This window comes from Vibrio sp. SALL6 (assembly GCF_002002385.1).
Taxonomy (GTDB): Bacteria; Pseudomonadota; Gammaproteobacteria; order Enterobacterales; family Vibrionaceae; genus Vibrio; species Vibrio parahaemolyticus.
The window spans coordinates 154473-167251 of record NZ_MQVK01000001.1; the positions used below are offsets into that span (position 1 = coordinate 154473).

Annotated in this window: 16 protein-coding genes; 11 read left to right on the forward strand and 5 right to left on the reverse strand. The window is 44.8% G+C overall.

What is annotated here, in order from left to right:
- Positions 1–2: 2 nt before the first annotated feature.
- Positions 3–593: a nucleoid occlusion factor SlmA gene (gene slmA, locus BIW15_RS00770; RefSeq protein WP_005478760.1), complete on the reverse strand. Its 591-nt coding sequence runs from the start codon at positions 591–593 to the stop codon at positions 3–5.
- Between the two features lie 160 nt (positions 594–753).
- Entirely contained in the window at positions 754–1953 is a 1200-nt protein-coding gene (coaBC, locus tag BIW15_RS00775; RefSeq protein ID WP_005478613.1) for a bifunctional phosphopantothenoylcysteine decarboxylase/phosphopantothenate--cysteine ligase CoaBC, read from the reverse strand.
- 184 nt (positions 1954–2137) lie between these two features.
- On the opposite strand from coaBC, the gene BIW15_RS00785 reads away from it, so the two are divergent.
- The 8 genes from BIW15_RS00785 to BIW15_RS00820 all read left to right on the forward strand — a co-directional run bounded on the left by BIW15_RS00785 (position 2138) and on the right by BIW15_RS00820 (position 8388).
- Positions 2138–3811, forward strand: coding sequence for a methyl-accepting chemotaxis protein (locus BIW15_RS00785; protein ID WP_077280414.1), 1674 nt, complete (start codon positions 2138–2140; stop codon positions 3809–3811).
- A gap of 113 nt (positions 3812–3924) precedes the next feature.
- Complete coding sequence (gene radC / locus BIW15_RS00790; protein ID WP_005482037.1) at positions 3925–4599, forward strand: DNA repair protein RadC; 675 nt, start codon at positions 3925–3927, stop codon at positions 4597–4599.
- A 303-nt stretch (positions 4600–4902) separates the two neighbouring features.
- Entirely contained in the window at positions 4903–5139 is a 237-nt protein-coding gene (gene rpmB, locus BIW15_RS00795) for a 50S ribosomal protein L28 (RefSeq protein WP_005467944.1), read from the forward strand.
- 13 nt (positions 5140–5152) lie between these two features.
- On the forward strand, positions 5153–5323 hold the full coding sequence (gene rpmG, locus BIW15_RS00800; protein ID WP_004410866.1) for a 50S ribosomal protein L33: 171 nt from the start codon (positions 5153–5155) through the stop codon (positions 5321–5323).
- A gap of 175 nt (positions 5324–5498) precedes the next feature.
- Entirely contained in the window at positions 5499–5975 is a 477-nt protein-coding gene (locus BIW15_RS00805; RefSeq protein ID WP_021486880.1) for a hypothetical protein, read from the forward strand.
- Positions 5976–6077: 102 nt separating this feature from the next.
- Positions 6078–6887 carry a bifunctional DNA-formamidopyrimidine glycosylase/DNA-(apurinic or apyrimidinic site) lyase gene (mutM, locus tag BIW15_RS00810; protein WP_077280415.1) on the forward strand — a complete coding sequence of 270 codons (810 nt, stop codon included), beginning with the start codon at positions 6078–6080 and terminating at the stop codon, positions 6885–6887.
- Between the two features lie 96 nt (positions 6888–6983).
- Positions 6984–7466, forward strand: coding sequence for a pantetheine-phosphate adenylyltransferase (gene coaD, locus BIW15_RS00815; RefSeq protein WP_005462497.1), 483 nt, complete (start codon positions 6984–6986; stop codon positions 7464–7466).
- Positions 7453–8388, forward strand: coding sequence for a glycosyl transferase family 90 (locus tag BIW15_RS00820; RefSeq protein WP_077280416.1), 936 nt, complete (start codon positions 7453–7455; stop codon positions 8386–8388). Before coaD ends, BIW15_RS00820 begins: the two co-directional genes overlap by 14 nt.
- A 49-nt stretch (positions 8389–8437) precedes the next feature.
- On the opposite strand, the gene BIW15_RS00825 is transcribed toward BIW15_RS00820, so the two are convergent.
- From BIW15_RS00825 to BIW15_RS00835, 3 genes are read right to left on the reverse strand one after another with little or no spacing between them, the layout of a single operon-like run.
- On the reverse strand, positions 8438–9226 hold the full coding sequence (locus tag BIW15_RS00825; RefSeq protein ID WP_023624172.1) for a glycosyltransferase family 2 protein: 789 nt from the start codon (positions 9224–9226) through the stop codon (positions 8438–8440).
- A complete protein-coding gene (locus BIW15_RS00830) occupies positions 9223–9990 on the reverse strand; it encodes a glycosyltransferase family 2 protein (RefSeq protein WP_005481414.1) in 768 nt (255 codons plus the stop codon). The genes BIW15_RS00825 and BIW15_RS00830 overlap by 4 nt, the downstream gene beginning before the upstream one ends.
- 35 nt (positions 9991–10025) lie before the next feature.
- Positions 10026–11081 carry a glycosyltransferase family 9 protein gene (locus BIW15_RS00835; protein ID WP_030000622.1) on the reverse strand — a complete coding sequence of 352 codons (1056 nt, stop codon included), beginning with the start codon at positions 11079–11081 and terminating at the stop codon, positions 10026–10028.
- Positions 11082–11188: 107 nt separating this feature from the next.
- Here BIW15_RS00835 and BIW15_RS00840 point away from each other — a divergent pair, with 107 nt between their 5' ends.
- The 3 genes from BIW15_RS00840 to BIW15_RS00850 all read left to right on the forward strand — a co-directional run.
- On the forward strand, positions 11189–11596 hold the full coding sequence (locus BIW15_RS00840; RefSeq protein WP_005489604.1) for a diacylglycerol kinase: 408 nt from the start codon (positions 11189–11191) through the stop codon (positions 11594–11596).
- A gap of 10 nt (positions 11597–11606) precedes the next feature.
- Entirely contained in the window at positions 11607–12317 is a 711-nt protein-coding gene (locus BIW15_RS00845) for a 3-deoxy-D-manno-octulosonic acid kinase (RefSeq protein ID WP_017449085.1), read from the forward strand.
- 92 nt (positions 12318–12409) lie between these two features.
- Positions 12410–12779 (forward strand): GDP-mannose 4,6-dehydratase (locus tag BIW15_RS00850; RefSeq protein WP_143694951.1); only part of this gene is annotated, 370 nt, incomplete at its 3' end.

A 12779-nucleotide genomic window follows, 5' to 3' on the forward strand; every position in this document is an offset into this window, starting at 1 on the left:
CTCTACTTAATTTGTGCACTGAGTAGTGCCCAATACTCGTCAAAGTTTGCAGTAGGTTGGTACTTGAAATCGCTGCGCACAAAACGGTTCAGGCTGCCTTCAACTTGCCCAAGAATTTGCGCAGCAAGAATACGCTCTTCTACAGGGAAAGATTTACCTTCACGAATTTTACGCTCACGCAGAATCTGACGTAGTTGGGTTTCGATACGTTCAAACAGCTGGTTGATGCGTTCACGTAGACGTTCGTTTTCAAACATTAAAGCATGACCAGACAGAATACGTGTCAAGCCAGGGTTACGTTCTGAAAATGCAAGAATCAGGTGCATTACCATACGAATACGCTCTAGTGTATCTTTCTCGTCATCTAAAATGCGGTTGATGCGAGTCATCAAGGCTTCTTCGATGAACTCAATCAAACCTTCAAACATGCGAGCTTTACTTGGGAAATGACGGTACAACGCGGCTTCGGAGACGCCGACTTGTTTTGCCAATTTTGCCGTAGTAATGCGTGAAGCGCCTTCTGCAGATTCAAGCATTTGTGCTAATGCTTGCAAGATCTCTTCACGACGATTGGATTTTTTACTGCCGGCCATTAGTTACTTCCTTTCAAAATACAAAGTTGAGCGGAGGGGATTATAAGATGCTAAGTCGCATCACACTAGACTGCTGAGGGCGGAATGGGAGATTTAACACCCTCAGTTGTCATGTTTAGACTAAATTTGTGCCAGTTCTTAATTAGAAAATAAGTGCGAATTACATCAATTCACGCATTTTCTCGAGGATTTTGAAGCTCAGGGCTTCTTTTGACTCTAGAGCTAATGCAAGCTCACCATCAGGCCAAAATAGGGTGATGGCGTTGTCATTACTATTGAAGCCTTGGCCTTCGACTGACACATCGTTAGCGCAGATCATATTGAGGTTTTTCTTCGCCAACTTTCCTCGGGCATAAGTTTCGACATCGTTGGTTTCTGCTGCAAAACCTACCGTAAATGGGCGCTTATCAGTCAGTGCTGCGACGGACGCTACAATATCAGGGTTTTTCACCATTTTGATGGTCATCTGATCGTTGTCTGCCGTCTTTTTCAACTTTTGAGACGCAATGGCCTCTGGTCGATAATCCGCTACTGCTGCGCAGCTGATGAACGCGTCGTGACTGATGGCTTGAGCCATCACGGCCTCATACATTTCTTGTGCGCTAGACACGTTAATGCGCTCCACTCCCATCGGTGTGCTCAGGTTGACAGGGCCGCTCACTAGCGTGACTTTTGCGCCTAACTGCGCGGCAGCGTTTGCTAGTGCATACCCCATTTTCCCGGAGCTGTGGTTCGTAATGTAACGCACTGGGTCGATGGCTTCTCGCGTTGGGCCTGCTGAGATCAGAATGGACTTGCCTTCCAAGACTTTAGGTTGGAAAAACTGCTCACACAGATGCACCAATTGCATTGGTTCAAGCATTCGACCCGGACCAACATCACCACAGGCTTGTTCACCTGCTGCTGGACCCCAAATGTTCATACCGCGGCGAGCTAAAGTCGCAATGTTCTCTTGCGTCGCGATGTTGCGATACATCTGCTGATTCATTGCTGGAGATACCGCAACAGGCGAATCCGTTGCCAACACTAACGTCGTCAATAAATCATTGCCCATGCCAGCTGACATACGAGCAATGAGGTCTGCCGTAGCAGGAGCAAGCAGCACTAAATCCGCCCATTTAGCTAACTCGATGTGACCCATTGACGCTTCAGCCGCCGGATCTAGCAAGCTATCGGATACTGGTCGTCCTGAGACGGCCTGCATGGTTAACGGAGTAATAAACTCTTTTGCAGCTTTCGTCATGACGACTTGAACTTGTGCCCCTCTCTCTATTAGGCGACGGGTTAGCTCCGCACATTTATACGCGGCAATACCGCCACTGATGCCGAGTAGAATTTTCTTTCCTGCTAGTGTTTGCATGTGAGATCTCCAATTTTTCTGGCAGCGAGTTTAGCATAACGGACTGTTTCAGCACCCAAGCAAATCAAATCCACATCAAACTCCACAGCATTAGTTGCGCAAGTGGAGAAAAAACTCCCGCCTATCTCACAGACAATTTGAGCTGATTTTGCAAGATTGAAAAGAAAAAAGAGGTGGTACAAACATGGTGTTGAAAAGTCGAAACAAATTGCTGCTGATAACCTTAATTCCTCTGTTGTTGATCACGACATTGATCTCTGTGGTGTATTACATCAACAGCAGTAAGAGTTTGGAGGCGGAGCTCGTCCGAGACAGACAGGAGCTGATTGATGCGCGTAAGAAAGAGCTAAAAGCCTACATGATGATGGGTGTAACGGCGATTAAGCCGCTGTATGACTCTGACGTTAATGGCAGTAATAAACAAGCGGCGAAAGAAATCTTAAAAGCGATGCGCTTTGAAAGTGATGGTTACTTTTTCGCGTATGATTCTCAAGGTATCAATACCTTACATGCCATCAAACCGTCGCTGGAAGGTAAAAATCTGTATGACCTTAAAGATGAAAATGGCGTTGCGGTGATTGCTGGCTTGATTGATGCATCGCAAAAAGGCGATGGCTTTTTGTATTTCTCTTGGCACAAACCAACCATCAACGCTCAGGCGCCGAAATTGGGTTACGCTGAGTATCTACAAAAATGGGACTGGGTGCTTGGTACCGGTATCTACATTGATGACATCGACCAACAAGTTGCCATGCAGCGTGAATTGCGCACGCAAGAGTTAAATCAACACACTTTATCTGCTGTGACAATCTCGGTGATTGGCCTGATTATTACCAGCATCTTAACCAGCATTGCTGTTTCGAAAGGCATTAAACCACTTCAGCACGTCGCCGATTCTCTCAAAGATGTTGCTGCGGGTGGCGGTGACTTAACTGCGCGTCTAAAAGTGGAAAGTAAAGACGAAGTTGGCGAAGTCGCGGCTGCCTTTAATGAATTTATGGATAAACTTCACCCACTGATGCAGGACATTCATCGTTCTGCTTCTGCCGTTCAAACAGTTTCTGAAGAACTGAATGATCAAACGCGCACAGCGAGCGGTCAAATGCAGAGTCACTGTTTGGAAACGGATAAAGTGGTGACAGCCGTAACAGAGATGAGCATGACGGCAAAAGAAGTCGCGAGCAATACAAATGCCACTGCGCAGGCCATTGACGATGCGAACGATCTGGTCACCGAAGCCCAGCGAGAGGTTGAACAAGCGATTCAAGGCATTACTGAGTTGGTTACAGAGATCAACAGCACATCGGATGCTATCTCTGAGTTGAGTCAGCAAACGGAGCAGATTACCAAAGTATTGGATGTGATTGGCGAGATTGCTGAGCAGACCAACTTATTGGCGCTCAATGCGGCAATTGAAGCCGCGCGAGCGGGCGAGCAAGGGCGTGGATTTGCAGTGGTGGCAGATGAAGTGCGTTCACTAGCGAGCCGTACGCAAAATAGCACTCACGAAATTGGCGATATGCTTAAACAGCTACAAAGTGGGGTATCTCGAGCCGTCACGACCATGTCCGCCAGTCAAGAACGCGGCGTGAAAACGGCTGAAGAGTCGTCACTGATTCAACAGTCTCTGTCTGGTGTTCACCATTCTATTGGTACAATTCGCGATATGGGAATTCAAACCGCATCAGCGGCAGAAGAACAAAGTGCGGTGGCGGAAGACATCAACCAGAACTTGGTGGCGATTCAACAGATCGTCAACAACATCAATGATACCTTGCAACACGCAGAAACGATCAGCACTCAGTTGTCACAATCCGGCACGGAAATTCACGATCTGGTCGGCAATTTTAAACTCTGATGAACCATTAAATTGCACATAAAATCAGTGTGGAACGAAGAAAGCGAAAGTCACCCTCGACTTTCGCTTTCTGTTTTGTGGAATAGGGATTCTTACCTTCAAAGAGAGTTCCGATGATACTCAAAGCTTTGCCAAATGAGTCGATGCCACGAGAGAAACTTCTGCAACGTGGGCCGCAGGCGTTAACAGATGCCGAATTACTGGCGATATTTCTCCGTACGGGCACGCAAGGCATGAACGTGATTGAGTTGGCCGATTTCCTTATTCAAGATTTTGGTTCGCTTAGGCAGCTGTTCTCTGCTTCAGAACAAGAGTTTTGTCAGCATAAAGGGTTAGGGCAGGCCAAATATGTGCAATTGCAAGCGGTGTTAGAAATGACTCAGCGATATTTGGCGGAAACCCTCAAGCGTGGCGACGCCTTAACCAGCCCTGAGCAAACTAAATTATATCTTTCCTCTATATTAAGAGACCGCCAAAGAGAGGCTTTTTACATTCTTTTCCTCGATAACCAACACCGAGTAATAAAAGATGAGATTTTATTCGAAGGAACCTTGGATGCCGCATCAGTTTACCCTAGAGAAGTAGTAAAAAGAGCCCTGCACCACAACGCGGCTGCTTTGATTTTGGCGCATAACCACCCGTCCGGTGTCGCCGAGCCAAGCCAGGCAGACCGCAGGATTACAAGGCGATTAATTGATGCGTTGGCGCTGGTGGATATTCGCATTTTGGACCATTTCGTTATTGGCGATGGGGAAAGTGTCTCTTTTGCTGAAAGAGGATGGATATAACTGTGCGTTTTTTAGGTTGTTAGTTGCTAAAAATCTGCTATCATCCTCGCCACTAAATTTTTAACTGAATTCAGCTTGGACTGCTAGAAAAAACCTGCTGTCTAAAAAAAGATCACGAAAACCTGTAAAAAGGATCTGTTCGGGTCTTGAGCAATGCATATCAAGTTAGTATAATGCGCGACCTTTGATAGCCTTGTATGGATTTTCCATAGCGGTTCTTAACCTCTAACTTCTTTTCGAGAGATAGAGAGGTTCGGCCACCAAGGTTGATATCGAGCTGAAACGATTTTGGAGAAGACATTCATGTCACGAGTATGCCAAGTAACTGGTAAGCGTCCAGTAACGGGTAACAACCGTTCACACGCACGAAATGCTACTAAGCGTCGTTTTCTGCCGAACCTACAAACTCATCGTTTCTGGGTAGAGAGCGAAAAACGTTTTGTTAAACTACGCCTTACTGCAAAAGGTATGCGCATCATCGACAAGAAAGGTATCGATACTGTTCTTGCTGATATCCGTGCACGTGGCGAAAACGTTTAAGAGGAAATAGGCAATGGCAAAGAAAGGCGTTCGTGAGAAAATCCGTCTAGTATCTTCAGCAGGTACAGGCCACTTCTACACAACTGATAAGAACAAGCGTAACATGCCAGGCAAATTTGAGATCAAGAAATTTGATCCAGTTGTACGCCAGCACGTTATGTACAAAGAAGCTAAAATCAAATAATTGGTTTTGTCTCTTTGACGATTTGAAAAACCCAACTTTCGAGTTGGGTTTTTTATTATCTGAAATCCTCACTATTCCTTCAAATCCACCTTCACCATGTTTACATGCTGATGCTCTAGTCAATTCCTGTAACCTTTGTTAGTTTGTCACTAGAACTAAGATAGTAGGAACCGTTATGCGTATTAGTCCGACTCGCCGTCGCCGTTGGAACAATATTCTAATATTGGGCATTATTGCGTTTATCGTGATCTTAAATGCACCGATGTGGATCAAAACGTACTTGTTGTCAGAGAACGTTGATCCTTATCCGCATTTACTTCGAACTGATCATTCGGTTAGCGCTATTTATTCCAATAGTCTTGAATTGGAGTTTCGCGATGGGCGATGGCATGCGAATGCAGATGTTCCTCTCCCTCTATCTGAACTTATTGCTCGCTGGCAAGCGCTCGAAGGTACGGAGTTATCTGCGCAGCAATACGACACTCTTAAAGATAAGTTAGGCACACCAGAAACCATCGAAGTCTGGTATCAAGGCGTCGAAGAACCGCAGCGAATTACTCTTTATCGTCTTCATGATTTTTGGTTGTTCAAGAATTGGCAAGACAAGTGGATCGCGATTTCTGTTGATAGCAATTACATCATGCCTAAGTGAGAGGTGGTCAATAACCTCGTAGGTAAGCAGTGTTTACGCTTGTACTTTTCGATTATGCTAACTGCCTTTCAGTAAGGCTTTGAGTGTTTTAAGGAGAATTAAATGCCTGAATTACCAGAAGTTGAAGTAAGCCGGATGGGTATTAGTCCACATATGGTTGGACAAACGATTAAGGCATTTGTTTTTCGCACACCCAAACTGCGCTGGGATATCCCGCAAGAGCTGAAATTGCTTGAAGGGCAAGTGATTCGAGCCATTCATCGTCGCGCAAAGTATTTGCTCATAGAAACGGATGCAGGGACTGCCATTGTGCACCTTGGAATGTCAGGCTCGTTACGTGTGTTGGATGCTGATTTTCCTGCGGCTAAGCACGATCATGTCGATCTCAAACTTACAAATGGTAAAGTGCTGCGTTATAACGACCCTCGACGCTTTGGTGCTTGGCTATGGTGCGCTCCTGGTGAGTCCCATGCGGTACTTGAGCATATGGGACCAGAACCTCTAACTGATGCGTTTAATAGCGAGTACATTGCTGATAAAGCACAAGGTAAGCGTGTCGCGGTAAAGCAGTTCATCATGGACAACAAGGTCGTGGTCGGTGTGGGGAATATTTACGCCAATGAATCTCTGTTTAAATCTCGTATTCTCCCAACCCGACAAGCAGGTCAAGTGACACCCCAAGAGTGGGTGCTGTTAGTGGAAAACATCAAAGCCACGCTAAAAATTGCCATTAACCAAGGTGGTACGACTTTAAAAGACTTCGCTCAAGCCGATGGCAAGCCGGGTTATTTTGCTCAAGAACTTTTAGTGTATGGAAAAGCGGGTGAGCCTTGCCCAAAATGTGGAGAGCCGCTTCAAGAGCTAAAAATTGGCCAACGTAATACCTTCTTCTGTAATGAGTGTCAGCAATAGAAATACGATCGCGTACGGTGTATTGCCATCAAGCAGTTGTAATCGCCGACCTTTCCTTCAATAATTCATACAATTTTGAATAGATCAGTACATCCTATGAAAGTCATTTACCCAGGTACATTTGATCCAGTGACCAATGGTCACTTAAATCTTATCGAGCGCACTCATGAAATGTTTGATGAAGTCGTTATTGGAGTAGCTGCAAGCCCTTCAAAGAACACTATGTTCACATTGGAAGAGCGCGTCGCTTTGATGGAAGAGGTAGTGGCACATTTACCTGGCGTGACAGTAAAAGGGTTTTCTGGATTGTTAGTGGATTTTGCTCGCCAAGAACAAGCCAAAGTGCTGATTCGCGGGTTAAGAACGACAGTCGACTTTGAGTATGAGTTTGGTTTGACTAACATGTATCGAAAACTACTACCTGGGATTGAGAGTGTATTTCTGACTCCAGAAGAAGAGTTTGCCTTTTTATCTTCGACCATCGTGCGTGAAGTTGCTATCCATGGCGGCAGTATTGAGCAGTTCGTTCCCGCGGCCGTTGCTAACGCTATTGAGAAGAAAGTAAATGAAAGACAGTAAGTTTCCTTATTATTTCTCAAACGCACTTTCGATGCTGGTTCCTCGTTTTGTATATCGAGCACAGGCAAAGCGTTTACTTTCTACTCTGACTGAAGCGGAGAAGCAGTACTGTCTTGAGCGAGTAAATTACTACAACAAGTGTGGGCAATCATTTACGGTCGATAGCCGAGAACAGAGTTATGCTAAAATTGGCGAATTCAAAAAAACAAAAGGTTGGACTTATTTTTTCGATACGCGCCAAGTCATACGCTATTTCCCGTCTGAGTTTAAATTCAACTACATCAATGGCGATGTGACGCATATTCCCAATGTTCCGAGCTTTATTAAAAGTCGCCCTATTCACGGCGACAATCAGAATTCTGTCGTTTTAAAGCTGAATCAAATCCGTCATTTTAAATTTGTCGATGACGAAATGAGCTACCACGATAAGAAAGACATGGTAGCGTGGCGAGGTGTCGGCTTTCAGCCTCACCGTCAAACGGTAATTCATGCTTTCTACGATCATCCGCAGTGCAATATTGGCCAGACTCGACCGCAAGAAGGACAGCCTTGGGAAAAAGGCTTTATGAGCATTGAGGAGCAACTTCAATACAAGTTCTTGCTGTGTATTGAAGGTAATGATGTCGCAACCAACCTGAAGTGGGCAATGTCTTCTAACTCATTGGTTATTATGTCGAAACCTAAGTACGAAACGTGGTTTATGGAAGGTAAGCTAGAAGCTGGCATCCACTATGTAGAAGTGCAGGATGATTATTCAGATTTGCCTGAAAAGATGGACTATTACCTAGCGAATGAGCAAGAAGCATTAGCGATCATTGAGAATGCGCACCAATGGGTTGAGCAGTTCAAAGATAAACGTAAAGAGCGTTTGATCTCATTGATGGTTGCCGATAAGTACTTCACCTTATCTCATCAACAATAAAAAAGGGGCGAAACGCCCCTTTTTTTATTCTTGTAAGCTTCCAAAGTTTTTAAGCTTCTAGAAATTGGTCGACACCATTCTCACAACGTTTAAGCTTGTTTTTAATGGTGTTCTCTAAGATTTCATCGTTTTGGCTCAATGACGCGCGCGAGTTTTCTACGTGGTACAAGTGGTAGCCTACACCTGCGAATTTTAGGTAAAGACGTGACTTACCCGCATTCAACATGCGATGAACAAACTCGCTGTCTTCGCGCCCCCATCCAACAAAATCTTGGTTGAAGCCATTCACCTCGATGACATCTTGTCGCCAAAACGCCATGTTACAGCCGCGAGTTGCTTTATCGTTGTTGCGTTCGTATGAGAACCAGTTCGATAGCAGTGAGTTTGTGATGCAGTTCTTGCGGTTGCGGATCCCTTTGCTAAACACCGAAGGAACCAATCCGTTTTCCATAATGTCACGACTACACGTTTCGTCCGTCAGAACTCGACCGCCTTGAACAAACCAATTTGGTTTTGCCACGCGTTTGTGGGATTCGATAAAAGTTTGCGACAACACCATATCGCCATCGATCATGATCAGGTAGTCACCTGATGCTTTAGCGATTGCACGGTTACGGCTCATGGAAAGCTGGAAGCCATTATCCTCGTGCCAACTATGAATCAGTGGAACCGGAAAACCTTCGCGCATTTGGTCAACCGTTGCTTTGGTGTCTTCTCGAGAACCATCATCTGCCACAATCACTTCGTCAGGCAAAACGGTTTGACGTTTCACGCTTTCTAACACCGCTTTTAATGCTTCTTTCCAGTTATAAGTGGTGATTATTAAAGTCGTTTTCATGATTTCTTTGCCTGTTCACGTAAGTAAAGATCAATGTATTTCACAAAGGTAGAGTGCATGCTAAGCCACGCCAGAATAAAGCCATGTTTACCATCAAGAAAGCCTCTCTTGAGGATGTACATTTTTAAAAAACTGGCAAGAGCATGAACAATTGCAGTGGTTAAGCCGGATTTCTTTTTACCTTCACGCTCATCCGTCCAGGCCTTGAGGTAACCAGTGGTTTTATTGATGTAATGATGAAGATGCTCGTAAGTATAGTGATGCAATCGACCATCTAACTTTTCAGTCTGATAGCTTTTCTCATCGACTTTTTCATGCACGAGTGAATCGTTGTAGTGCGTATATTCAGTGCGATACAAGCGAACAATCCAATCTGGAGACCAGCCAGAATGGTAGATGAACTTTCCGAATGCTGAGCTAAGTCGATTTAGTTTATACAAAACGTTCGGCTTATCTGCTGAAACAGCCTGTAAAATGCTTGCTTTTAGCTCAGGAGTAACCTGTTCATCGGCATCTAACCACAATACGTAGTCGGCCGTAACATATTGCTGCGCAAGTTGGCGTTGTTTTCCAAACCCCGGCCAGTCTAAGTTGGTATAGAACTTATCAGTGTATTGTCGGGCAATTTCTTCAGTGCGGTCGGTACTGCCCGAGTCGAGGATGACAATCTCATCAACCCAACCTTTTACGGTGTCTAGACAAGCTTTTAAATGCTTCTCTTCATTTTTGACGATTAAGGCAACGGCTAAAGTTGGCTTGGACAAATTGACTTCCTTCTTAACAAATCTATACAGGGAGTTTACTGGTATTGCGGGTACAAATCTTCAACGACTTGATTGAACATTGTAATCACTTGCTTGCTTGTGATGCGATTCATTGCTTTTTCATCTTTCGCACGAGTTCTCCAGCTTAGTTGTTGGCTGGTTTTTCCTGTTTCAGCCAAGATGACTTCCTCATAAACTGAGACGGCATACTGTAGATAGCGATATGGGCCCACTCGAACCGGATTATGGTGGGCGTATAAACCAATGATCGGTGTGTTCATGGCGCTTGCCATGTGAGCTGGCCCGGTATCAGGCGCGATGACCATGTCTACTTTGTCAATCAGAGCCAGCATTTGCAGGATTGAGCTTTGCCCAACTAAATTTAGACATGGCTCTTCCAGTCGAGATTGAATGGCATCTGCCAAATCCAGTTCGACTTGAGCTGGGCTGCCAGCCAGAATTACATTCCAACCTTGTGCTCTCGCATGGTGGATGACGTCTATGTACCCTTCAGCATTCCAGTTTTTATATGCTTTACTGGCTCCTGGCACAATCAGTAGGTTGGGTTTGTCGCAAGAAACATGACTCTCTGCCCACTCTTGGTCTTGTGTGGAGTAGGAAAGTGCCCAGTCTAACTCCGTGTTAAGGATGCCAATTTTATGAGCAAAAGCCATCAAACCATCCGCCACGTGCAGAGATTGTGGTGAGGGAACTTTGACATTAGTGAATAGTGTTTGAAAATCTTGGCTTCTGTCAGATGAAAAACCAAGTTTGTATTTTGCCTTAATGCCCAAAGTCGCGACGCTCGCTCGAATCGCATATTGCATATGTAACAGAGCATCAAATTCTCGGCCCTTTAACTGTTTCCACAAGGCTTTATAGCCATCTAAACCAGCTTTTTTATCGAATACAATGACTTCGATCCCCTCAATCGCCGCTAGCAACTGAGCTTCCAACTTGCCAGTAATCCAAGTTATTTGCGTGGTTGGCCACTGTTTCTGGATTGCTTGCACAGTAGCGATGGTATTACACACATCTCCAATAGCGGATAAACGCAAGATGCATAATGACGATGGGGCAGAAGTGAACATAATTATTGTCTGACTAGATGAATAGAGGCAGGTAAATTATGCAGACATCCCGAATAAATGTAAAATACACGGCTCCAATATAACGAAGTACCGATAAGTGTTCTGCAATGTCAAAGACAACACCGCATCAATCGCAAGAATCTGGAAAGCCAGGCAATACTGGGGTAAAGCGCATTATCAAAGCGACAGGTTATTCTATACAGGGATTAAAAGCCGCTTTTAAACATGAAGCTGCTGTTCGACAAGAGCTCGCTTTGCTAAGCATTGCTGTTATTTTGGCGTGCGTGGTTGATGTCGGGATGATAGAGCGCATCTTATTGATTGGTGTTGTGGTATTAGTTCTGATTGTCGAACTGATTAACTCCGCGATAGAAGCAGTGGTGGATCGCATTGGTGTTGAACGTCATGAATTAAGTGGTCGCGCTAAAGATATAGGATCGGCAGCCGTTATGGTTGCGTTAGCGTTCGCAGCTTTTAGTTGGCTATACATATTGGCCAGTCGCTACCTAGGCTAGAGGTTACAACATGATTCAGCAGTATCGAGATAGCAACCAAGTCATTTGGTTTGATGAGGAGCTTATTGAAGATCCTAGTCAGCCTATTTTTGATGCCGAGTATTGGCAATCCACCAACAAAGTAACTGGCAGTGCGTCAGGGCGTGGCACGACTTGGTTTGTTCAGCTTGATACGATGCAAGCTGCTCTGCGTCATTATCGACGTGGCGGCTTATTTGGTAAGTTAGTTAAAGACAATTATTTGTTTTCAGGTTGGGAGCAAACGCGTTGTGCGCAAGAGTTCCAACTATTACTTACACTGATTAATGCAGGTGTTCATGTGCCAAGGCCAATTGCTGCGAGAGCTGTGAAATCTGGATTGACATATCAGGCCGATTTATTGAGTGAGCGCATTCCTAACGCAAGAGACTTGGTCAGTATCTTGCAGGAAAAACCGTTACCGGAAGGAATGTATCAAAAAATAGGGCAAGAAATTGCCAAAATGCACAACGCTGGCGTTAATCACACAGACCTGAATATCCATAACATCTTGATCGATGACAAAGATAAAGTGTGGATTATTGATTTTGATAAGTGCCGCAAACAAGAGCACGGCGACTGGAAAAAGCAAAACCTAGAAAGGCTTCTTCGCTCATTCAAAAAAGAACTGCTCAAACGCCAAATCATTTGGCAAGCGTCCGATTTTGATCATGTACAAAAAAGTTATACTGAAAATACGTAAAGTGAGCTTTTTGTCAGTTATTCGTGAGACAATCCAATAGCGCATTTCGGTACACCCACTAAAAGTACCCATTAAAGTAGGTAACATTTGCAATGAAAATACTAGTAACAGGCGGGGCAGGCTTCATCGGCTCAGCTGTCGTTCGACACATTATTCGTGACACCCAAGATAGCGTCGTGAATTTAGACAAGCTCACCTACGCAGGGAACTTGGAGTCGTTAGTGGATGTCGCGGGCAGTGACCGTTACTACTTCGAGCAAGTGGATATCTGTGACCGAACTGAACTAGACCGCGTTTTTTCAGAACATCAACCCGATATGGTGATGCATTTAGCGGCTGAGTCGCATGTCGATCGCTCTATTGATGGTCCTGCTGCTTTTATTGAGACCAACGTCATGGGCACTTACCATCTTCTTGAAGCGGCGCGTCAATATTGGTCAAACCTTGAGGAAGCGAACAAAT

Coding starts and splice junctions, on each gene's coding strand:
- mutM (WP_077280415.1), top strand. CDS start 6,078: ATGCCTGAATTACCAGAAGTTGAAGTAAGCCGGATGGGTATTAGTCCA.
- radC (WP_005482037.1), top strand. CDS start 3,925: ATGATACTCAAAGCTTTGCCAAATGAGTCGATGCCACGAGAGAAACTT.
- BIW15_RS00805 (WP_021486880.1), top strand. CDS start 5,499: ATGCGTATTAGTCCGACTCGCCGTCGCCGTTGGAACAATATTCTAATA.
- BIW15_RS00820 (WP_077280416.1), top strand. CDS start 7,453: ATGAAAGACAGTAAGTTTCCTTATTATTTCTCAAACGCACTTTCGATG.
- BIW15_RS00825 (WP_023624172.1), bottom strand. CDS start 9,226: ATGAAAACGACTTTAATAATCACCACTTATAACTGGAAAGAAGCATTA.
- rpmB (WP_005467944.1), top strand. CDS start 4,903: ATGTCACGAGTATGCCAAGTAACTGGTAAGCGTCCAGTAACGGGTAAC.
- coaBC (WP_005478613.1), bottom strand. CDS start 1,953: ATGCAAACACTAGCAGGAAAGAAAATTCTACTCGGCATCAGTGGCGGT.
- rpmG (WP_004410866.1), top strand. CDS start 5,153: ATGGCAAAGAAAGGCGTTCGTGAGAAAATCCGTCTAGTATCTTCAGCA.
- BIW15_RS00840 (WP_005489604.1), top strand. CDS start 11,189: ATGTCAAAGACAACACCGCATCAATCGCAAGAATCTGGAAAGCCAGGC.
- BIW15_RS00785 (WP_077280414.1), top strand. CDS start 2,138: ATGGTGTTGAAAAGTCGAAACAAATTGCTGCTGATAACCTTAATTCCT.
- slmA (WP_005478760.1), bottom strand. CDS start 593: ATGGCCGGCAGTAAAAAATCCAATCGTCGTGAAGAGATCTTGCAAGCA.
- coaD (WP_005462497.1), top strand. CDS start 6,984: ATGAAAGTCATTTACCCAGGTACATTTGATCCAGTGACCAATGGTCAC.
- BIW15_RS00835 (WP_030000622.1), bottom strand. CDS start 11,081: ATGTTCACTTCTGCCCCATCGTCATTATGCATCTTGCGTTTATCCGCT.
- BIW15_RS00845 (WP_017449085.1), top strand. CDS start 11,607: ATGATTCAGCAGTATCGAGATAGCAACCAAGTCATTTGGTTTGATGAG.